The 20,325-nt window shown below is 66.4% G+C and carries 20 protein-coding genes and 3 tRNA genes; 14 read left to right on the top strand and 9 right to left on the bottom strand.

The features are described 5' to 3' along the window. Positions 1-11 precede the first annotated feature (11 nt). Entirely contained in the window at positions 12-908 is an 897-nt protein-coding gene (locus tag G6N28_RS06335) for a universal stress protein (RefSeq protein WP_163898258.1), read from the bottom strand. Between the two features lie 122 nt (positions 909-1,030). Here G6N28_RS06335 and G6N28_RS06330 point away from each other — a divergent pair, with 122 nt between their 5' ends. After that, the gene (locus tag G6N28_RS06330) at positions 1,031-1,762 is read left to right on the top strand and encodes a ZIP family metal transporter (protein WP_179962026.1); all 732 of its coding nucleotides are present in this window, start codon (positions 1,031-1,033) and stop codon (positions 1,760-1,762) included. A 31-nt stretch (positions 1,763-1,793) separates the two neighbouring features. Beyond that, positions 1,794-2,948 (top strand): zinc-binding dehydrogenase, encoded by a 1,155-nt coding sequence (locus G6N28_RS06325; RefSeq protein WP_163898255.1) that lies wholly within the window; start codon positions 1,794-1,796, stop codon positions 2,946-2,948. 241 nt (positions 2,949-3,189) lie between these two features. On the opposite strand, the gene G6N28_RS06320 is transcribed toward G6N28_RS06325, so the two are convergent. The 8 genes from G6N28_RS06320 to G6N28_RS06285 are packed head-to-tail and all read right to left on the bottom strand — an operon-like array spanning position 3,190 to position 9,138. Next, positions 3,190-3,873 (bottom strand): DUF3060 domain-containing protein, encoded by a 684-nt coding sequence (locus G6N28_RS06320; RefSeq protein WP_179962025.1) that lies wholly within the window; start codon positions 3,871-3,873, stop codon positions 3,190-3,192. A gap of 43 nt (positions 3,874-3,916) precedes the next feature. Further along, positions 3,917-4,900, bottom strand: coding sequence for a magnesium transporter CorA family protein (locus G6N28_RS06315; protein WP_163898249.1), 984 nt, complete (start codon positions 4,898-4,900; stop codon positions 3,917-3,919). Positions 4,901-4,907: 7 nt separating this feature from the next. Further along, the gene (locus tag G6N28_RS06310) at positions 4,908-5,609 is read right to left on the bottom strand and encodes a crotonase/enoyl-CoA hydratase family protein (protein ID WP_163898246.1); all 702 of its coding nucleotides are present in this window, start codon (positions 5,607-5,609) and stop codon (positions 4,908-4,910) included. Positions 5,610-5,660: 51 nt separating this feature from the next. Continuing rightward, positions 5,661-6,617 carry a T6SS phospholipase effector Tle1-like catalytic domain-containing protein gene (locus tag G6N28_RS06305; protein ID WP_235674480.1) on the bottom strand — a complete coding sequence of 319 codons (957 nt, stop codon included), beginning with the start codon at positions 6,615-6,617 and terminating at the stop codon, positions 5,661-5,663. A gap of 59 nt (positions 6,618-6,676) precedes the next feature. Then, positions 6,677-7,318 carry a glycoside hydrolase family 25 domain-containing protein gene (locus G6N28_RS06300; protein ID WP_163898243.1) on the bottom strand — a complete coding sequence of 214 codons (642 nt, stop codon included), beginning with the start codon at positions 7,316-7,318 and terminating at the stop codon, positions 6,677-6,679. Between the two features lie 14 nt (positions 7,319-7,332). After that, on the bottom strand, positions 7,333-7,539 hold the full coding sequence (locus tag G6N28_RS06295; RefSeq protein ID WP_163898240.1) for a hypothetical protein: 207 nt from the start codon (positions 7,537-7,539) through the stop codon (positions 7,333-7,335). A 7-nt stretch (positions 7,540-7,546) separates the two neighbouring features. Next, entirely contained in the window at positions 7,547-8,263 is a 717-nt protein-coding gene (locus G6N28_RS06290; RefSeq protein ID WP_163898237.1) for an MBL fold metallo-hydrolase, read from the bottom strand. Positions 8,264-8,283: 20 nt separating this feature from the next. Beyond that, entirely contained in the window at positions 8,284-9,138 is an 855-nt protein-coding gene (locus G6N28_RS06285) for an NYN domain-containing protein (protein WP_163898234.1), read from the bottom strand. 313 nt (positions 9,139-9,451) lie between these two features. Here G6N28_RS06285 and G6N28_RS06280 point away from each other — a divergent pair. From G6N28_RS06280 to G6N28_RS06225, 12 genes are all read left to right on the top strand, one after another. Then, positions 9,452-9,524 (top strand) — tRNA-Thr (locus tag G6N28_RS06280). 32 nt (positions 9,525-9,556) lie between these two features. Further along, positions 9,557-9,630: transfer RNA gene (locus tag G6N28_RS06275), tRNA-Met, on the top strand. Positions 9,631-9,667: 37 nt separating this feature from the next. Further along, positions 9,668-9,835: a 50S ribosomal protein L33 gene (gene rpmG, locus G6N28_RS06270; protein WP_046751212.1), complete on the top strand. Its 168-nt coding sequence runs from the start codon at positions 9,668-9,670 to the stop codon at positions 9,833-9,835. A gap of 42 nt (positions 9,836-9,877) precedes the next feature. Next, the gene (gene hadA, locus G6N28_RS06265; RefSeq protein WP_276000903.1) at positions 9,878-10,330 is read left to right on the top strand and encodes a (3R)-hydroxyacyl-ACP dehydratase subunit HadA; all 453 of its coding nucleotides are present in this window, start codon (positions 9,878-9,880) and stop codon (positions 10,328-10,330) included. Continuing rightward, positions 10,317-10,745, top strand: a complete 429-nt coding sequence (gene hadB, locus G6N28_RS06260) for a (3R)-hydroxyacyl-ACP dehydratase subunit HadB (protein WP_046751210.1) — start codon at positions 10,317-10,319, stop codon at positions 10,743-10,745. Before hadA ends, hadB begins: the two co-directional genes overlap by 14 nt. Positions 10,746-10,748: 3 nt before the next feature. Continuing rightward, the gene (hadC, locus tag G6N28_RS06255; RefSeq protein WP_163898228.1) at positions 10,749-11,300 is read left to right on the top strand and encodes a (3R)-hydroxyacyl-ACP dehydratase subunit HadC; all 552 of its coding nucleotides are present in this window, start codon (positions 10,749-10,751) and stop codon (positions 11,298-11,300) included. A gap of 145 nt (positions 11,301-11,445) precedes the next feature. After that, a tRNA-Trp gene (locus G6N28_RS06250) sits at positions 11,446-11,518 on the top strand. A gap of 67 nt (positions 11,519-11,585) precedes the next feature. Beyond that, positions 11,586-12,035 carry a preprotein translocase subunit SecE gene (gene secE / locus G6N28_RS06245; RefSeq protein WP_163898225.1) on the top strand — a complete coding sequence of 150 codons (450 nt, stop codon included), beginning with the start codon at positions 11,586-11,588 and terminating at the stop codon, positions 12,033-12,035. A gap of 27 nt (positions 12,036-12,062) precedes the next feature. Next, positions 12,063-12,881, top strand: a complete 819-nt coding sequence (nusG, locus tag G6N28_RS06240) for a transcription termination/antitermination protein NusG (RefSeq protein WP_163898222.1) — start codon at positions 12,063-12,065, stop codon at positions 12,879-12,881. A gap of 72 nt (positions 12,882-12,953) precedes the next feature. Continuing rightward, on the top strand, positions 12,954-13,382 hold the full coding sequence (rplK, locus tag G6N28_RS06235) for a 50S ribosomal protein L11 (protein ID WP_046751206.1): 429 nt from the start codon (positions 12,954-12,956) through the stop codon (positions 13,380-13,382). Between the two features lie 132 nt (positions 13,383-13,514). Further along, positions 13,515-14,222: a 50S ribosomal protein L1 gene (gene rplA / locus G6N28_RS06230; RefSeq protein ID WP_163898219.1), complete on the top strand. Its 708-nt coding sequence runs from the start codon at positions 13,515-13,517 to the stop codon at positions 14,220-14,222. A gap of 467 nt (positions 14,223-14,689) precedes the next feature. Next, positions 14,690-20,248: a cadherin-like domain-containing protein gene (locus G6N28_RS06225; protein WP_235674734.1), complete on the top strand. Its 5,559-nt coding sequence runs from the start codon at positions 14,690-14,692 to the stop codon at positions 20,246-20,248. The last annotated feature ends 77 nt before the right edge of the window (positions 20,249-20,325 follow it).

Here is a 20,325-nt window from a genome sequence, read left to right as displayed (position 1 = left end):
TTCTGCCCTGCTCAGTCCCGAGGCATGCGGGCGATGATCACCGGGATCTGCGCGGCGTTGGCGACCGCGGAGCTGACCGAGCCCAGCAGCATGCCGGGGAACCCGCCGCGGCCGTGGCTGCCGACCACCACCAGCTGAGCGGTTTCGGCCTGCTCCAGCAGCCGCGGTGTCGGCTGGTCACACACCACGACCCGGCGCACGACGACGTCGGGATACTGCTCCTGCCATCCCGCCAGCCGCTGGGCGAGCAGGGCTTCTTCCTGCTCTTTGATGTTGCGCCATTCGATGGGCGCCCAGTTCGTCCGCGGCAACCCCAGCGGGCCCATGTCGCTCCAAGCGTGCAGCGCCACCAGCTCGACGCCGCGGCGCGAGGCCTCGTCGAAGGCGATCTGCGTCGCGAGCTCCGAGGCCGATGACCCGTCGATGCCGACCACCACCGGGGCCTGCGCGCGCTCGGCGAACGGTACGTCGTCGTGGACGACGGCCACCGGGCAGTGCGCGCGATGCGCCACGCCGGAGCTGACCGAGCCCATCAGGGCCCGCGCCACCGCGCCCTGCCCGCGGCTGCCTACCACGACCATGTCGGCCCGCTTGGACAGCTCCACCAGGGTCGGTACCACGGGGGCGTGAAAGGTCTCGGTGCTTACCTGGGCGGCGCGGTCCGAGGACGTGGCCTCCACGGCGACCTTGTGGGCGTGCTCGACGATCTGGCGCGCCTGCTCCTGCTGGAAGTGCGCGTAGTCGCCCGCGGCCTCGGACCATCCCTCGGTGACCACCAGCGGCACGACGACATAAACGACCTTCAGCGGTACGTTGCGTAACTCGGCGTCGCGCGCGGCCCACTCGACCGCCGCCATCGAGGCGGGGGAGCCGTCGACACCGACCACGATGCCCTGTTGATCCGACACTTCGATCTCCTTTCCAAGGACGCCAGGCCCAAGTGCTCTTGACGTTAGGTGCCGGTCGGCCGCCGTGTCTGTGGCCTTTGGTCCCTAACTGGCCGGGCTTTTGGCCGTTACCGTGTCTGACCATGTCGGTGCTGGGCTGGATCGTGGTGTCGGGTCTGGCGATGAGCGCGTTGGCCCTGGTCGGCGGTGTGGCCTTGCTGTTGCCGCAGCCGGTGTTCTCGCGCGTGGTGTTGCCGATGGTGGCGCTGGCCGCGGGAACTCTGGTGGGCGGGGCGCTGTTTCACATGCTGCCCGAGTCGATAGAGGTGCTGGGCAACCAGTTCGCGGTCTATGTGTGGGTGGCCGCAGGCATGGTCTCGTTTCACATCCTCGAGCAATTCCTGCACTGGCACCATTGTCACCGCGCGGTCGGCGAGCATGAGCCGCTCGGCTATCTGATCCTGATCGCCGACGGATTGCACAACCTCGTCGGCGGCGTCGCGGTCGGCAGTGCGTTCATCGTCGACATCCGGCTGGGGATCCTCACCTGGGTGGTCGCGGCCGCCCACGAGATCCCGCAGGAGCTGGGCGATTTCGGGATCCTCATACACAGCGGCTGGAGCGCGCGGAACGCGCTGATGTACAACGTCGTCTCGGCGCTCACGTTTCTGCTGGGCGGGTTGATCGCGTACGGCTTCGCCGGGCACGTCAACGTCGCGTTCCTGGTGCCGTTTGCCGCGGGCAACTTCATCTACATCGCCCTGGCTGACCTGCTGCCCGAGATCACCAGCGCCCCACACCCTCGCGAGAAGGCGTTGTACACCGCGATCTTCATCGTCGGGCTGGTGCTGCTCGGGATGATCGCCTTGCTTTGACGACGCCGCCTGCGTGGATACGCTCGGACGGGTGAAAACCGTCGTCTGCACCAACGCCGACCTGCGCGTCGTCGACCAACCCACCCCGATCCCGGACCGGGGCCAGCTGCTCGTCGAGGTGCTGCGGTGCGGCATCTGCGGCTCGGATCTGCACGCGCGCCACCACATGGACGAGCTCGCCGACGTGATGGCCGAGACCGGCTACGACGACTTCATGCGCTCCGACCAGCAGGTGGTGTTCGGCCACGAGTTCTGCGGCACCGTCGTCGACCACGGCCCGCGCACCCGCAAGGCGCCCAAACCCGGCACCACCGTCGTGGCGATGCCGCTGTTGCGCCGCGGCCAGGGCGTGCACGGTATCGGCCTGACCGCCAAGGCGCCCGGCGCGTACGCCGAGCAGCTGCTCGTCGAGCAGGCGCTGACGTTCCCGGTGCCCAACGGATTACCGGCCGACGTCGCCGCGCTCACCGAGCCGATGGCCGTCGGCTGGCACGCGGTGCAGCGCGGCGAGGTCGCCAAGGGGCAGGTCGCGATCGTCATCGGCTGTGGGCCGATCGGGCTGGCGGTGATCCTGGGGCTGAAGGCCAAGGGGGTGCGCACCGTGGTCGCCAGCGACTTCTCGGCGGGACGACGCGCGCTGGCCAGCCGGTGCGGCGCCGACGTCGTCGTGGATCCCGCGCAGGAGTCGCCGTTCGACGGTTCGCACGGGTTCCTCGAATCGTTCACCGACGCGGGTGATCTGGCGTTAAACACGATCGAGAAGATCCACAAGCTGCGGCTGCCGTGGTGGCATGTGTGGCGCGCCGCCGACGCGGCGGGGGCGACGACGCCGAAGCATCCGGTCATCTTCGAATGCGTTGGGGTGCCGGGGATTATCGAGAGCATCATCAGCAGCGCGCCGGTGTTCTCCCGGGTCGTGGTGGTGGGCGTGTGTATGGGCGCCGATCGGATACGTCCGGCGATGGCGATCAACAAGGAGATCGACCTGCGCTTCGTGCTCGGCTACACGCCGCTGGAGTTCCGCGACACCCTGTATCTGTTGGCCGACGGCAAGATCGACGCCGCCCCGCTGATCACGGGCACTGTCGGCTTGGGCGGTGTCGAGGCGGCGTTCGACGCGCTGGGCGATCCCGAGGCGCACGCCAAGATTCTGATCGATCCCAAGAGCGACGCGGACGCGCCGTAGGTGGGCGGGGGCCTCCGGGGGTTGCGGTGGCTCTCCGGGCCGCGGTGGCTCTCCGGGGCTGGTATGCGCGGGTGCCAAGCTCTGAGCGAATTATTCGCTGCTATCGAAAACGACGGTCGGTAAGAGCGAATTATTCGCGCGTAGCTTGGCACTTCGGGCACCGTCCCCCGGAGAGCGGCGCGCAAGGAAGGCGGGCGAGGGGCAGGGCTGGCGAGGGGCAGGGCTGGCGAGGGGCAGGGCGTCAACCCCGTTCGATGACGTTGCGGTCGGTGGCGTCGATCGAGGGCTCACCGAAGTGGTAGGTCACGCGGTTGTCGAACCCGGAGGCGCGGATGGTGTCGGCGCTGTCGAGGACCACCTCGTTGTCGACGCCCGACACCGTGACGAGCGCGCAGTGGCCCGTGATCGTCACGGTGTTGTTGACGCCGCTGACGCTGATCTCGCTGTCGTCGCACTCGACGGTCTTGGTGCCGTCCACGCCCGCGACGCTCAGGCTTCCGCCCGGGGGTGCGCTCACCACCGAGTCGTTGCCGGGCAGCATCGGCTCGATCGCAGGGATGTCGATCTCGGGGATGTCAACGCTCGGACCCGGATCCAGCAACCCGCCGCCACCGGCCACTCCAGGCTCCCTGGTCGGCGCCTGGGTGCTCATGTTTAACCCGATCGCCACGACCACGCCGAACATCACGAACATGCCGATCGCACCGATCGTGAAGATCAGCCCCACCGATCTCCGGCGACGCGGGACCTGCGGATACGACACCCCGTACTGCGGCGCGCCGTACGGGCTCGGATACGCCGGCGGTGGCAGCTGCGTCGTCGGCTGGGTGGTCGGCTGGGTGGCACCCAACTCGACGGCGCCCTGCCCGGCCCGCAGCTGCTCGAGCTGGCGGATGCGCTCCTCGGGGTCGTCCTGCGGATTCATGGGCGGATTTTGGCACACTCCCGGTTGCGGTGCGGCGGGCTTCTCACAACCAGTCGCGCTGTTTGAAGCTGATGTACAAGATGATCACGAGCAGCACGATGATGACGCTGCTCGTCACGAAACCGCCGACCGTGTCGATGCCGGGATAGGTCACGTTCTGCCCGTAGAAGCCGGTGATCGCCGTCGGCACCGCGATGATCGCCGCCCAGCCGGTGAGCTTCTTCATCACCGTGTTCAGCCGCGCGTCCTGCAGCGACAGGTTGGTCTCGAACACCGTCGTGATCATGTCGCGCAACGACTCTGTCCACTCCGACACCCGCAGCACGTGGTCGTAGAGATCGGCGTACAGCGGGTCCAGCTCGGGCGCGGTCTTCGTGTCGAACCGGCGGTGCTGTATCGAGCTGACCACCTCACGCATCGGCAGCACCACCCGGCGCAGCTTCACTAGATCCTTGCGCAGCTGAAAAGTGCGTCGCTGCAACGCCTTCTGCGGTCGGTCGGCGAACAGTTCGTCCTCGACGGCCTCGATGCGGTCGTCGAGCACCTGCACCGCGTCGAAGTGGCCGTCGACGACCACGTCGAGCAGCCCGTGCACCAGCGAACCCACCCCGAACTCCTGGCCGCCGAGTTCGTCGAACCGCTGTGACACCGCGTCGATCTCGAAATGAGGGGACAGCCGCACGGTGATCAGCCCGTGCGGCAGCACGAAACTCGAGATGCGGTGGGTCTGGATCGTCGACGCGTTGTCGTCGGCGGGCTCGGTGCACGAGACGGCGTAGACGGTGAAGAACGTGTGCGTGTGGTAGGAAACGGCTTTGGTGCGTTCAGCCGCGGCGATCGCGTCCTCGACGGCCCAGATGTTCAGCCCGATCTCCTCGGCGAGCGCCTTGAACGTCTCGTGGTCGGGGTCGTAGATGTCGCACCACACCAGCGCGTCGTCTTCGGCCAGGTAGTCCGAGATCGATTCGAAGACGAAGTCGTCCTGCGGCTTGCCGCCGCGCCACACCCGCCCCCGGACCTTCTTCACATGAGGCCTAGCGCAGACTGAATTCGCTTGCCAAGCCGTCGATTCCGGCGCGGATCGCGGCCAGTGCCGAATCGCGCGCCTTCATCTTGGTGGCCAGGTGCGCACCGGCGTGCAGGCTCGAGGCCGCCTCGGCGGCCAGCTCCTGCGCGCGGGTCAGCACACGGTCGGCGTCGACGATCTCGTCGAGCCAACCGGCCGCGATCGCCTCGTCGCCGGCGAACGTCGACGCCATCGACGCGCCGCGTTGAAACGCCGCGGGCGTCAACCGCATCCGCATGATCTCCAGCGCGGCGATCGGGATCGTCATGCCGATCGCCACCTCGATCGCCTGGCACCTGGACTTCGGCTGGCCGACCCGGTGATCGCCGGACAGCAGCAGAAACGAGCCCATCGCGATCGCCGGGCCCGTCGCGGCCATGATGACCGGCTTGGGAAACGTCAGGCAGCGCACCGCCAGCTCGAATCCTCCGGTCAGCATGCCGAGGCCGGCCTCGACGTCGCCGGACTGAAACACCGTCAGATCGAAGCCGCCGCTGAATACCCGCTCGTTGCCCGCGAGCACCACGGCCTTGGCGTTGTCCTTCTCGGCGCGATCCAGGGCATCGTTGACGGCCGCCTGCATGGTCGGGCCGAGCACGTTGACCTTGCCGTCGTCCATGGTGAGGGTGGCGACCGATTCGGTGAGGTCATAGCCGACAGCGCTGGTCATCGGATCTCCTTACGGCGACGAGGTGTCCGACAGGATGCTAGCGCCGAATGGTCACGACGCGAGCGGAACCAGTCGCTCGCCGCGGGCCAGCCACTCCGGGTCGGCCCACGTCACCCGGGCCGGCAGCCGCCGCCAGTACTCGGGATGCGCGCGCAGGTACACGTCGACGCTGGAGTGCACGGCCGCGCCGTCGGGCAGCCGGCGCAGCGCCAGCCGGTGCGGGCTGCCCGCCACCGCGTCGCACTCGGTGGGCACGGGCACCGCGTAGCGCAGCCGCGGCCAGACCTCCAGCCCGGCCCGCGTCGCGCCGTCGAGCATCCAGTCGAACGTGATTGCGGCCAACTCCCGGCAGGCGCCCGGCTCGCCGGTGATGTCGCGGTGCGAACCGCGGAACCAGACCTCCTCGATGCGCCGCGACGCCGTTCCGATCCGGCGCTCACCGGGCAACCCTTCAATCGCGACGGCGTGGCGGCCGAGCACGACGTTGTCCAGCGGCGCGGGCGTGGTGCGGCGGGTGAAGCCCGGAATCCGCAGCGTGTCCCACAGCCCCAGGAACCAGACCGGCACGACGACGTCGTGTCGCGCGGACAGTTCGGCCGCGACCCGCGCCACCCGCTGCCAGTCCTGCGGCGTGCGCTTGGTGCGCGGCACCGCGTACGCGTCGAGCACGAAGTCCATCAGGTCGGGAAGCACCCCGACGGTGCCCAGCAGCCGGGTCAGCGCCTGCGCGCAGTACGCCGCGCGCCCGGACCCGAACATGAAGATGCGGTCCCCGGGCTCCCAGTGGTCGACCAGGAAGCCGTAGGCCTCCGCGATGGCCGCCCTCGCCTCGTCGGCGGCCGCCTTGCGGCTGGGTATCCGGTGCGCCTTCGACGCGGCATCGTGCTGCCAGCTCAGTTGCTGATTTCCCTGGACCAGCAAACTCAGCAACCGTACGGAGTCGGTGGCATCCCGCGGCGACGAACCGCCCTCGTCGCGGTCGAAACACAACACGAGCTTCTTCACCACGAACCCCCCATGGCTCGGTGCCTCGCTCGTCTCAGTCTGCACGGCAAAGATCGCGGTGTCTAGGCTCCTTTCGCTGGAAATGCCGATTTCACGCCGCATGCGCGGGCGAAATCCTCCGGCGCGAGCCCGTCGGCGGAGTTCATGTCGCAGCGGGCGAACGGCGCCGCGCCCTCCGGCAGCCCGCCGCCGTACCCGGAGCCGTCGGTGTACTGGTGGGCCACCTTGCCCGGATACCGCGGGTTGTGCCCGTAGGCCGCGACCACCAGCCGGATCCCCGGCGGCTTGTGCGGCCACAGCGTGTCGAGGTCGGCGACGTTGCCGTAACCGAGCACCTTCGCCGTCGAGCCGACGTACGCACCCACCGCGCGGTAGGCGGCGTTGATGCCCGCCGAACGGTCACCACCGATCTGCCCGCCCCACGACTCGACGTCGAGCATCACCGCCATCTTCGGATGCGGCGTGCCGACCTGCGCGGTGAACGTGTCGACGGTCTGCCGCCAGTTGGGCCGCCACACGAAGTACGCGATGAAAAACGCCAACCGGTCGCTGTCGGCAGCCCGTCGACACCACGCATAGTTGTTGTCCCACCGCCGATCTCGATAGGTACCGTCGTTGGATCGGATGCACAGCACCCGGTACGGGTAGCTGTCGTCGACGCTCGCCTGCCATTCGGAGACGTCGGCGTAAAGGGTGTCGGACACGCTCGGCACCGAATTTACGACGACGGCAGCGTGATCCACCCGCTGGTCACGATTTCCCCTGTGGGCGTGTTGGTTTCGGGATGGTCAGGGGCGACGAACGCGGTCTCGTTGATGAACACCCCGTAGATGACGACGAGCACCAGCACCGTCAGCAGGGCCGAACACGCGATCGCGTAGGAGACGATGAGCTTGCGGATGTCATGATCGGTCGGTGGGGGCACGGTCGGATCAGCCGCCCATCAACATGCGCCACTGGTCGAGGTTGCTCGCCCGGTACACGTAGTTGGTCCGGCGCACCTCGGACAGCGACGCGCTGGGCTCCATCGAGTACCAGTGCCCCGGATACACCGTCGGGTCGCCGGACAGCTTGGCCAGCGCCTGCAGGCTGCGGAACATGTCGTCGACGTTGCCGCCGGGGAAGTCGGTGCGCCCGCAGCCCTCGAGGAACAGCGTGTCGCCGGCGACCAGGCGCCCGTCGAGCAGGAAGCACTGGCTGCCCGGCGTGTGGCCCGGCGTGTGCAGCAACTCGATCTCGATGTCACCGATCTTGACCACGTCGCCGTGCTGATGCTCGGTGAGTTCGCTGCGCGCGATCCCGGTGATCCGCGAAACCCAGTCCGCCTCAAGGCTGTTGACGTGCACGGGCACGCTGACCCGCTCCAGCAGCTCGGCCAGCCCCTTGAGCTCGAAGCCCATCATCGACCCGCCGACGTGGTCGGGGTGGTGATGTGTCACCAGCACACCGGACAGGCGCATGCCGTCGGCCTCCAGGGCGTCGACCAGATCGCCCGCGGCGTACGCGGGGTCCACGACCACGGCGTCACCGGTCTGGCGGTCGCCGATCAGGTAGGCGAAGTTGCGCATCTGCTGGGCCATCATGTCGCCGGCCGCGAAGTCGCGACCCGACAGCAGCTGCCGGAAGTAGAGGCGGTCGTCGTTAGCCATGGCACGAGGGTATCGGCGACTCAGTCGTCGTTGCGCAGCCGGACCATCCGTATCGTGCTGCTCTCGTCGAGTTCGACGAGGTCGCCGCGGGAGCGCAGGAAGTCGCTGAACGAGCGATAGCCCAGCGACCGCTCCGAAAACGACGGGTCCATGCGTTTCATCTGCGCCTTGACCGCCGAGTTGTGCAGCCAGTCGGCGTCGTCCTTCTCGTGGCCGATGCGCAGCGCACGCTCCAACAACGCCGTCGCCGCCGCCTGCGGATCGGGAGCCTCGGGTTCCTGGTCGACGTCGGCCTTGGTGCGTCGGCGCTTGGCCGGCTTCACCGGGGCGACGCCGGGCAGCGCGTCGTAGGAGACGTACTCGTCGCACGCGGCGGTCAGCGAGCGGCTGATGGAGCCGGTGATGCCGATGCCGACGACGTAGCGGCCGAGCCGCTTGCAGCGCTGGGCCAGCGGAATGTAGTCGGAGTCGCCGGCCACGATCACCACGTGGGTGAGGTCGGGCAGCCGGAACATGTCCTCGACGGCGTCGACGGCCAGCCGGATGTCGGCGGCGTTCTTGCCGTAGGCGGCGGCGGGAAACAGCTGGACGAGGTCGACCGCGCGGGCGACGAGTTGGTCGCGGTAGTCGGCGTTGACGTCGGCGGACCAGTCGGCGTAGGCCCTGGTCAGCACGAGGGTGCCGTACGAGGAGGCGAAGTCGATGATGGCGCCGATGTCGACGCGGGCCTGGGCCAGCCGGCCGGGGTGTTTGTGGAAGCCGGCGGCCTTGTCGCGCATGAACGAGTTGCGCCCGTGGATCTGGTCGTAGCGAGAGATGACGATGTTGTCGAAGTCCAGGTACACCGCAACCCGCGCCGCGTCGGTATCGGTCACGTCTTTTGTCCTATCACCCTTGGCGGGCGCGGTACGCGAAACGGCTGCGGTCGGAGGTTGGGGGTGGGTGTGCGAAGTGCCAAGCTAGGCGCGAATTTTTCGCGCAACTACTACCGCGGTGGGTAACGTCCGCGAATTTTTCGCTCAGAGGTTGGCACCCAGGGATGTGACCCCGAACTGGCCCCCGCACTCGCCACCGCCCGCCCGGCGCCCCGCCCCGGCCCCGCAGACGCCCCCCGACAGCCTGCGGTTTGGCGCGCCAAACGGCGAGGCTGTACCCTCTTTAAGGCCCGCGGTACGGTTGCGGGTCGCGGCCCCCTTAGCTCAGTCGGCAGAGCGTTTCCATGGTAAGGAAAAGGTCAACGGTTCGATTCCGTTAGGGGGCTCGGTGGGCCGCCCGCGGCGGCGGCGCCGGTATGGCGGTGTAGCTCAGCTGGTTAGAGCGCACGACTCATAATCGTGAGGTCGGGGGATCGAGTCCCCCCACCGCTACAAGAGCACAACGACGCGTAAACAAAGGACAGACGAAGTGGCCTCGAGCACCGACATCCGGCCCAAGATCACCTTGGCCTGCGAGGTGTGCAAGCACCGCAACTACATCACCAAAAAGAACCGCCGCAACGATCCCGACCGGCTCGAGATCAAGAAGTTCTGCCCCAACTGCGGCAAGCACCAGCCGCACAAAGAGTCGCGGTAGGCGGTTCCCCGAAGCGTGTCTCTGTCAGAGCGGCTCGTCGGGATGCACTTCCGCTATCCCGACCATTACGTCGTGGGCCGGGAGAAGGTGCGCGAGTACGCGACCGCGGTCAAGAACGACGATCCGGTGTTCTTCGACGAGAAAGCGTCCGCCGAGCTGGGCCATGACCGGTTGCCCGCGCCGCTGACGTTCACCTCGGTGTTGGGCTACATGGCGCAGGTGGCGTTCTTCGAGCACGCCAACGTAGGGATCTCGGACATGAAGATCGTGCAGGTCGACCAGGTGCTCAAGTACGTCAAACCGATCTACGCCGGGGACAAGCTCTACTGCGACGTCTACGTGGATTCGGTTCGGCAGGCGCACGGCGCCGACATCATCGTGACCAAGAACGTCGTCACCGACGAGAACGGTGACCTGGTGCAGGAGACGTACACGACCCTGGCGGGTCGGACCGGTGAAGAGGGAGAAGAGGGTTTCAGCGATGCCACTGCGTGAGTTCGATTCGGTGAAGGTAGGTGATCAGCTTCCCGAGAAAGTGATCCCGCTGACGCGGCAGGACCTGGTGAACTACGCCGGGGTGTCCGGCGACCTCAACCCGATTCACTGGGACGACGAGATCGCCAAGCAGGTGGGCCTGGACACCGCGATCGCGCACGGCATGCTGACCATGGGCCTGGGCGGCGGTTACGTCACCTCATGGGTGGGCGACCCGGCCGCGGTCACCGAGTACAACGTGCGCTTCACCGCGGTGGTGCCCGTGCCCAACGACGGCGTCGGCGCCGAGATCGTGTTCAACGGTCGCGTGAAATCCGTTGAGCCAGAAACAAAGTCCGTCACGATCGCGTTGTCGGCCACCGCCGGGGGTAAGAAGATCTTCGGCCGCGCGATCGCTGTCGCGAAGCTGGCGTAGCCCATGGCCCTCAAAATCGATATCCGGGGCATGGTCTGGAAGTACCCCGAGCCGTTCGTCGTGGGCCGCGAGCAGATCCGCCAGTACGCCAACGCGGTCAGGGCCGAGGACCCGCAGAGCTACGACATGGTGGCCGCCGAGGCGTCCGGGCATGACGGGCTGGTGGCGCCGCTGACGTTTATGTCGATCTTCGCGGTGATGATCCAGCGGCACTTCTTCCAGCACAACGACGTGGGCTTCGAGACCATGCAGATCGTGCAGGTGGACCAGAAGTTCAAATACCACCGCCCGATCAAGGAGGGTGACGCGCTCACCGGCGTGCTGCACATCGAGACCGTCGACGAGCGGTTCGGCGCCGACATCGTCACCACCCGCAACGTGCTCACCGACCCGAGCGGCGAGGTGGTGATGGAGTCCTTCACGACGCTGATGGGCCATGAGGGCGACAACTCCATCTCGGCGGGCTGGGACCCCAAGACGGGCCAGGTGACGCGCAAGCCCGTCACGCACGACACCGCCGAAAGCGCCGAGACCGAGGCGCAGGCGGCGGATTAGTAACTGGCTCGGGTGGCGCGCTACACTCGTAGCTCGGGGTTTTCCCAGTCCAAGCGCGCTGTCCATCGGTTTTCGGTCCACCGATCGGGGAGCGCGCGAATTGTGTGAGCCCCGGACCGGATGGTTGCCTGCCGTGCCATCCTGAAGGGGCGTAGCTCAACTGGCAGAGCAGCGGTCTCCAAAACCGCAGGTTGCAGGTTCAAGTCCTGTCGCCCCTGCTCAACTGAATACTCGACAAGTGTGGACACTGGAAGGTGACCACATCACTCAGACGAAAGGCATGCGGTGAGCGATTCCGAGCCGGCACGCCCCGATTCGACAGGCGCCGGCAGCAACCCTGGCCCCGGCGACGGTCGCGACAGCGACGGTCGGACCGCGGTGGCGACGCCTGCGCGACCGACCGGGAAGCGGTCGCGGCGCGGCGCTGTCGCAGAGGGGGAGAGCGACGCCGTCGACCTGGCCACCGGAACCGAGGCCGCGCCGACCAAGGACGGGTCGGGCAAAAAGAAGAAGACCGCCAAGAAGCGCGGCGACGGTCCGTCGCGCAATCCGTTGGTTTTCGTCTGGACCTACCTACAGCAGGTCGTCGCCGAGTTGCGCAAGGTCATCTGGCCGAACCGCAAGCAGATGGTCAGCTACACCATCGTGGTGCTGGCGTTCCTGGCGTTCATGGTCGCGATGATCTGGGCCGCCGATTTCGGCCTGAGCAAGCTCATCAACCTGGTGTTCGGCTGACGAGCGGATAAGTGAGAGGACTGACACGTGACTAGCTTCGAGGGCGACACGCCTTCGGCCGAGGCCGTCGATCTCGTCGACGATGCCACCACGGAGGCCGCGAAGGACGACGTCGCCGACGACGCGGTGACCGACGAGGCGCCCGAGGCGTCCGAGGCGTCCGAGGCTGAGGCGCCCGCGGCTGACGAGACCGCCGGGGAGGCTGCCGAGCAGGAGGAAGAGGAAGAGGATCCGGCGGAGGCGCTGAAGCGCGAGCTGCGCAGCAAGCCCGGCGAGTGGTATGTCATCCACAGCTACGCCGGCTACGAGAACAAGGTGAAGGCCAACCTCGAGACCCGCGTGCAGAACCTCGACGTCGGCGACTACATCTTCCAGGTCGAGGTGCCCACCGAAGAGGTCACCGAGATCAAGAACGGCCAGCGCAAGCAGGTCAACCGCAAGGTGTTGCCCGGCTACATCCTGGTGCGCATGGAGCTCAACGACGAGTCCTGGGGCGCGGTGCGCAACACCCCGGGTGTGACGGGGTTCGTGGGTGCGACGTCTCGGCCGTCGCCGCTGTCGCTGGACGACGTGGTGAAGTTCCTGCTGCCGCCGGCGGCGGCGAAGAAGCCGGGCAAGGCGGCGTCGACGGCGGCCGCGGCGGCCGACGCCGGTATCGAGCGGGCGCCGATCGAGGTGGACTTCGAGGTGGGCGAGTCGGTCACCGTCATGGACGGCCCGTTCGCCACGCTGCCCGCGTCGATCAGCGAGGTCAACGCCGAACAGCAGAAGCTGAAGGTGTTGGTGTCGATCTTCGGCCGCGAAACCCCGGTGGAACTGACGTTCAACCAAGTAGCCAAGCTTTAGGAGCGATTTCGGCGCGTTTTGTCACGGTCAGCGTGACGAACTACGCCGAAATCACCGGAACGAGAGGAAGAAATGGCCCCGAAGAAGAAAGTCATCGGGCTGATCAAGCTGCAGATTCAGGCCGGGCAGGCCAACCCCGCCCCGCCGGTGGGTCCGGCGCTCGGCCAGCACGGCGTCAACATCATGGAGTTCTGCAAGGCGTACAACGCCGCGACGGAGAACCAGCGCGGCAACGTCGTGCCGGTGGAGATCACCGTCTACGAGGACCGCAGCTTCGACTTCAAGTTGAAGACCCCGCCCGCGGCCAAGCTGCTGCTGAAGGCCGCCGGTGTGCAGAAGGGCTCGGGGGAGCCGCACATCAACAAGGTCGCCAAGGTGACCTGGGATCAGGTGCGTGAGATCGCCGAGACCAAGAAGGACGACCTGAACGCCAACGACATCGAGCAGGGCGCCAAGATCATCGCCGGCACCGCCCGGTCGATGGGCATCACCGTCGAATAGCAGACTTCGCCGAAATAGCATTCCGGGCGGTTGACATCAGCGTTCAGCAACCTGGAACGCTATTTCGACGAACAAAGTGGCAGGGCTGGCATCGGCCCGAACGACCACAACTTCTAACCACAGGAGAGATCAATGAGCAAGAAGAGCAAGGCATATCGCGAGGCCGCCGAGAAGATCGACCGGTCGAAGCTGTATCACCCGCTGGAGGCCGCGCGGCTGGCCAAGGAGACGTCGAGCAAGAAGCAGGACGCGACCGTCGAGGTGGCGATCCGGCTGGGCGTCGACCCGCGCAAGGCCGACCAGATGGTGCGCGGCACCGTGAACCTGCCGCACGGCACCGGCAAGACCGCGCGCGTCGCGGTGTTCGCGGTCGGTGAGAAGGCCGCCGAGGCCGAGGCCGCCGGCGCCGACATCGTGGGCAGCGACGACCTGATCGAGAAGATCCAGGGCGGGTTCCTGGACTTCGACGCCGCGATCGCCACGCCGGATCAGATGGCCAAGGTGGGTCGCATCGCGCGCATCCTGGGTCCGCGCGGGCTGATGCCGAACCCGAAGACGGGCACGGTGACGCCCGATGTGGCCAAGGCCGTGCAGGACATCAAGGGCGGCAAGATCAACTTCCGCGTCGACAAGGCGGCCAACCTGCACTTCGTGATCGGCAAGGCCTCGTTCGACGAGAAGGCGCTGGCGGAGAACTACGGCGCCGCGCTGGACGAGATCCTGCGGGCCAAGCCGACGTCGTCGAAGGGCCGCTATCTCAAGAAGGTCGTGGTGTCGACGACGACGGGCCCGGGCATCCCGGTCGACCCGACGGTGACGCGCAACTTCGCCGAGGTCTAAGCGCCTTCACGCGACAAGACGCGAATTCCCCCGAAAGCCGGTTGTTTCGGGGGAATTCGCGTCTGTTGGGCGCGCTGGATCTTAGCTGCGAGCGTGACGATGAGCTCGGTACACGTGGCAAACGGCCATTCACAAAAAAGTTTGTGTCCGCGATGGTGCTGCGCGTTTTTCACTTGAGCCAAATGTTACTAAGACATCGGCATGAGCTGCAGATTTAAAACGACGATGCGCTAAATCCGCACAACGAAATTTAAATATAAAAGGCGAATAAATGTTCGCTATAAACTTTTGCGTTTGCGAAAGTATAGGGAAACACCCTATTTATCGCGACACCCCCTGACGTTAGTGTCAATTTCTCCCACATCGTGGGGATGGGCAGTGACTACCGAGGGGGAAATTGCATCATGGGCTCGCCACGGCACACGCGTCGGACCGCATCGCATCGCAAGCACGGTGGTGGCTTGCTGGTGTCATCGCCGGGTGGCGGGGGTGTCGCGATCGAGTGGGCTGCGGCGCCGGGCGGCGAGGTGGGGTATTCGCGCTATATCGGCCGGGTCGGTGCGTTGGCGGTGGCGTTGGGCGTGGGCATGGCGGTGTCGACGAGCTATGGCATCGCGCCCGCGGCCGCCACGCCGGCCAACGGCAACAGCGCCAGCGCCGAGTCCGAGACCGATGCCGATGGCAACGATGGTGGTGTCGACGGTGACGACGGCGTCGAAGGCGGCGAGGGCCTAAGAGGTGAGACCGCCGCGGTGAGCATCAGTGCGCAGACGACCGGCGGGGACGAGGACGACGTCGACGCCCTTGATGAGGTCGGTGTGCTCGACGAAGACGACGCCGAAGGCGGCGGCGACGACACCGAAGGCGCCGACGACGAGACCGTGGTCGACACCGAGGAGGCCGAGACCGAGGCCGTGACCGAGGAAGCGCCGTCGGCGGAGCCGACCACCGCACCGCCGGTCGAGTCGGTGTCGGGTGGGGACGCCCAGGACGCGTCGAGTGCCAGTGAGGCTGCCGGCGTGGAGGTTTCGGAGCCGCTGTCGACGATCGAGTCGACGGTGGTGGCCGACGACGACACCGTCGTCGCCGACGAAGATCCGGTAGATGCCGATGTCGAGGTGTCGGTGGTGGTTGATGCGCCGGTGGTGACGGCCGGGGAGCCGGCGGTGACCGCGGACGAGCCGGCGTCGACGGTGGTGCGAGTGGGTGCGCGGGATCCGATCTCAGCGCTGTTGGCCATTCCGGCGGCACTGGTGAGCGCGACGGTAGACCTGGTGGTGGGGTTCTTTGAGCCGATCGTGGGTCCGGGTGCCCCGCTGGAGAACGCGATGCTGTGGGGGATGCTGGCGTGGGTACGGCGCCAGACCAGCCAGACGCTGTCCAATGACACTCCCGCTGTTGAGGATTCGCGCCAGGTGACGTTGGTGCTCAATCCGGGGCAGGTCAGCGCCCCGGTCGAGTTCGGCGGTGTCGACGGTGACGGTGATGCGCTGCGGTATTCGGTGCCGGCCAGCGGGCAGCCCGGCGGGCCGGCTCACGGCACCATCAGCATCGATCAGGCCAGCGGCACCTGGACCTACACGCCGGGCCCGGGGTGGGACGGCGCCAGCGTGTTGACCGACGAGTTCACCGTCACCGTCTCCGACGTGGGCAGCGGCTTCCACATCCACGGCCTGAGCAGCCTGCTCAGCGGCAGCGGCGGGCACGCCTCCACCAGCACCGTGCGCATCGAGGTGACACCGGCGAATATGGCGCCGGTGGCCGTCGACGACGCCTACGACACCACCGAGGACAGTGTGTTGACCGTGGCGGGCCCGGGGGTGTTGGGCAACGACTCCGACCCCGAGGGTGAGCCGCTGACCGCGACGTTGGACACCGGCCCGAGCCACGGCACCGTCGACCTGAATGCGGACGGGTCGTTCACCTACACCCCCGATGCGGACTACCACGGGGCGGATTCGTTCAGCTACACCGTCTCTGATGGCACCGATACGGACACGGCCACGGTGTCGATCACCGTGACGCCGGTCAACGACCTACCTGAGGCGGTCGGGGATACCTACAGCGTCGCCGAGGACAGTGTGTTGACGGTGGCGGGCCCGGGGGTGTTGGGCAACGACTCCGACCCCGAGGGTGAGCCGCTGACCGCGACGCTGGACACCGGCCCGAGCCACGGCACCGTCGACCTGAATGCGGACGGGTCGTTCACCTACACCCCCGATGCGGATTACAACGGGGCGGATTCGTTCAGCTACACGGTCTCTGATGGCACCGCTTCGGATACCGCGACGGTGTCGATCGCGGTGGTGTCGGTCAACGACGCGCCGGTGGCCAACCCGGACACCTTGGTTGCCGATGAGAATGAGCCGTTGACCTTCAACGCGACGGAGCTGACGGGCAACGACACCGACGTCGATGGTGATGCGTTGACGGTGGAATCGTTCACCCAGCCCGGCCACGGCACGGTAACCGACAACGGTGATGGCACCTTCACCTACACGCCCGACGAGGGCTACAGCGGTCTGGATTCGTTCAGCTACACGGTTTCTGACGGTGCCGCCACGGATGCGGCCACGGTAACGGTCAACATCGGCGCGGCCAATACGGCGCCGGTCTTTGACCCCGACGCGGTCACCCGCGAGCTACAGGATCCGAGCACCGGGGAGGTCACCGGATCGCTGGGCGTCACCGATCCGGACGGGGACACGCTCACCTATACGGTCGTGGCCGGACCAACGATGGGCAGCGTCGAGATCGACCCCACCACCAACACCTACACCTACACGCCGACTCAGGCCGCGCAGCTGCAGTCCGCGTCGGCTTCTCGCGTCGACAGTTTCACCGTCGAGGTCAGCGACGGCATCAACGCCCCGGTGACCTTCACGGTCGACAACATCGACATTGCCCCCGAAAAGATCCACATCGGGCCGGTTTTGGATCTGCAGCTGTCGCCCTTTGCTCAGGTGGTGGTTGGCCCCGACGGCCGCGGATATGTTCTCGACGTGCCTTCGGGTTCGTCCGGAACCGTGTATGAGATCAGCCCGGACGGCACAGTCGAGGTTCTCCACGAGTTCGACACGTTTGGGGGGCAGAACACATTCAGCTCGGGACATGCCGTCAGCCCAGACGGTGAGCGGCTGTACGTCCTCGTGAACCCGCCGGAAGCGGATGAGAGTGGCCAGTTCATCGGTACCGGTCTCGTCCACGTCATCGACACCACCAGTGGCGATCACCTCGGCAGTATTCCGGTCGGAGATACCGGTGAACTTGCCGTCTCGATCGCGATCGCGTCGGACGGCTCATTCGCCGTCGCAAGCGGGGCCGCAACGCTCAACCCGGACGGCACGCCATCCGACCTCGCCGGCAAGATCACGCGGTTCGACGCCAGCGGCGCGGTGATCGGCGACCCGCTCGTGTTTGATGACCTGCCCTTGTTGGTGAGTGTGTCACCAGACGGCAGCCGCGTGTACTACGCCAGTTTCGGCCTTGGCCCCGCCAACCAAGTGGTCTCCTATGTTTCGTCGGTCTGGGATACCGCCACAGGCGTCAACACCGATTTCCTGGAGAATGATCTCTGGGCCATCCTCACCGCTGCGGGTTTGCCGTCGCCGCATCCGGACGGCAAGCAGCTTTATACGACTGTGGCCATTGAAGACAACAGCGGTGTCGGCCAACCTAAGCTCGCCGTGATCGACGTCGATCCCGCAAGCCCGACGTACCTCGACGTCATCCATGAATTCAGCACGGATGAGTTCTACGGATTCGGGCCCAGCGGCGTGGTGACCTTCAGCCCGGACGGTAGCGTCGCCTTCGCCCCCGTTGTGGACGAGGACTTCGCCGGTATGGCTTTCGTGGACACAGCACACCGCAGCGTGTTCTACGTTGCGGTGCCGGGCGCACGAGACGATCAATCGGTACTGGTGATGAGTGGCGACGGAGTCCACGGCTACCTGCTGAACTTGAATACCGCGGATGATGCCGGGGCGGTGTCGATCGTCACGATCGTGCCCACCGAGGTGCCCTTTAACGCAGCCCCGGTCGCGGTGGGTGATGTTTACAGCACCCCCGAGGATCAGGCGTTGACGTTCAGTGCGACGAGCTTGACGGCCAATGACTCTGATACCGATGGTGATGCGTTGTCGGTGGCGTCGTTCACCCAGCCCGGCCATGGCACGCTGACCAACAACGGCGACGGCACGTTCACCTACACGCCCGACGCCGATTACAACGGTCCGGATTCGTTCACCTACACGGTGTCTGACGGGACCGCCACCAGCGTGCCCGCGATGGTGACCATCACGGTGACACCGGTCAACGATGCCCCAGTGGCCAACGGGGACAGCCTGCTCGCCGCTGAGGATGAGTCCTTGACGTTCAGCGCGACGGAGCTGACGGGCAACGACTCGGATACCGATGGTGATGCGTTGTCGGTGGCGTCGCTCACCCAGCCCGGCCATGGCACGTTGAGCGACAACGGCGACGGCACGTTCACCTACACCCCCGACGAGGGCTACAGTGGCCCGGATTCGTTCAGCTACACGGTCTCTGACGGCACCGCCAGCAGCGCACCGGCCACGGTGTCGATCAACGTCGTCGACGCGGACAATTCGGCGCCGATCTTTGATCCTGACGCAGTCACCCGCGAGCTGCAGGATCCGAGCACCGGGGTGGTCACCGGATCGCTGGGCGTCACCGACCCGGACGGGGACACAATCACCTACAACATCGTGACCGGCCCGGGTATGGGAACCGTCGAGATCGATCCGGTCGCGGGCACCTACACCTACACGCCGACGCAGGCCGCCCAGTTCAAGGCCGCAATTGCCCCGGAGGGCCTTGTCGACAGCTTCACCATTGAGGTCACCGACTATGCCAGCGTCCCGGTGACCGTCACGGTCGACAACATCGCCGTTGCGCCCGAATCGATTCGGATCGACCCGCTCATCGACGAGCCGGTGTGGCCAGCGGCTCCGGTGGTGGCCGGTCCCGACGGCCGTGGCTATGTCGTGACCACATCATTTGGCGAGGACGGCTCCCCCCGCACGACCGTGTACTCGGTCAACCCCGACGGCAGCGTCACGGACCTCACTGAGTTCGACGTTGGTCAACCCACCACGCTATTCCGGCCGGCACACGTCGTCAGCCCGGATGGTGAGCGGCTGTATGTCCTGGTGAATACAACAGAGACGGACGAGGATGGACAACCCGTCGAAGTCGGTTCCGTCCGGATCATCGAGACCGCGAGTGGCAACGACATCGCCAGCATTCAGATTGGTGATGTTGGCGAAATCGGGACCGCGATCGCGATCGCATCGGACGGCACACTCGTGGTCGCGAGCGGAACTCTTGGCGATGACGGTTCGGTAGCCGTCGAGATCAGGCTTCTCGATGCCGGCGGCACAGGGTTTGGCGACCCGATCCCCGTGCAAGGCATACCCTTCACCTTGGACGTGTCACCCGACGCCAGCCACGTGTATTACTTCGGCATAGACCCGTCCGGCGGGCCCGCGACACGGGTCGTGGATACTGCCACGGGCGAGCTAATCGACTATCTGGCAGCTGCTTTCCCGGGTGCCGAAGTTGCCGTCGGCTTGCCGACGCTGAGCCCGGATGGCAAGCAACTCTTCACCTATGTGGACGGCTTCGACGACGATGGCGCCGACGTGTTTCCAATGTTGGCCGTGATCGACACCGATCCGGCCAGCCCCACGTTCCATGATGTCGTCCACAAATTCAGTCCGGACGCATTCAATGGATTCTTGCCAATAGCCGGCGAGATAACGTTCAGCCCGGACAGCAGCGTCGCCTACGTTGTCGTGCCGGGGAACGGTTCCCAGCAGTTCGCTCTAGCCGCAATTGACACCACCGACTACAGCGTGCTCTCCCTGGCGCCGTACAGCGGAGAACTCTACGGAGTTGCCATGACCGGCGATGGCGTCCACGGCTACGTGTACAGCTACGACCCGTCGACCTTCGTCGAGGCGGTGTCGATCATCACGATCGCGCCGGCAAACGAGGAGGTGTGACCCGCCGATAACGCCGTCGGCTCGACGAGTCGGGTTTGCTGATGATCATGACGATTATGGGGAAACACCCGATTCGT

The organism is Mycolicibacterium pulveris (assembly GCF_010725725.1).
GTDB lineage: Bacteria > Actinomycetota > Actinomycetes > Mycobacteriales > Mycobacteriaceae > Mycobacterium > Mycobacterium pulveris.
This window is presented reverse-complemented; position numbering and strand designations above follow the sequence as displayed.

Excerpts from the sequence above, each read along its gene's own strand:
- hadB (WP_046751210.1), top strand. The coding sequence starts at position 10,317 with ATGCCACTGCGTGAGTTCGATTCGGTGAAGGTAGGTGATCAGCTTCCC.
- hadA (WP_276000903.1), top strand. The coding sequence starts at position 9,878 with ATGCACTTCCGCTATCCCGACCATTACGTCGTGGGCCGGGAGAAGGTG.
- G6N28_RS06290 (WP_163898237.1), bottom strand. The coding sequence starts at position 8,263 with ATGGCTAACGACGACCGCCTCTACTTCCGGCAGCTGCTGTCGGGTCGC.
- rplK (WP_046751206.1), top strand. The coding sequence starts at position 12,954 with ATGGCCCCGAAGAAGAAAGTCATCGGGCTGATCAAGCTGCAGATTCAG.
- G6N28_RS06320 (WP_179962025.1), bottom strand. The coding sequence starts at position 3,873 with ATGAATCCGCAGGACGACCCCGAGGAGCGCATCCGCCAGCTCGAGCAG.
- rplA (WP_163898219.1), top strand. The coding sequence starts at position 13,515 with ATGAGCAAGAAGAGCAAGGCATATCGCGAGGCCGCCGAGAAGATCGAC.
- G6N28_RS06310 (WP_163898246.1), bottom strand. The coding sequence starts at position 5,609 with ATGACCAGCGCTGTCGGCTATGACCTCACCGAATCGGTCGCCACCCTC.
- G6N28_RS06330 (WP_179962026.1), top strand. The coding sequence starts at position 1,031 with ATGTCGGTGCTGGGCTGGATCGTGGTGTCGGGTCTGGCGATGAGCGCG.
- hadC (WP_163898228.1), top strand. The coding sequence starts at position 10,749 with ATGGCCCTCAAAATCGATATCCGGGGCATGGTCTGGAAGTACCCCGAG.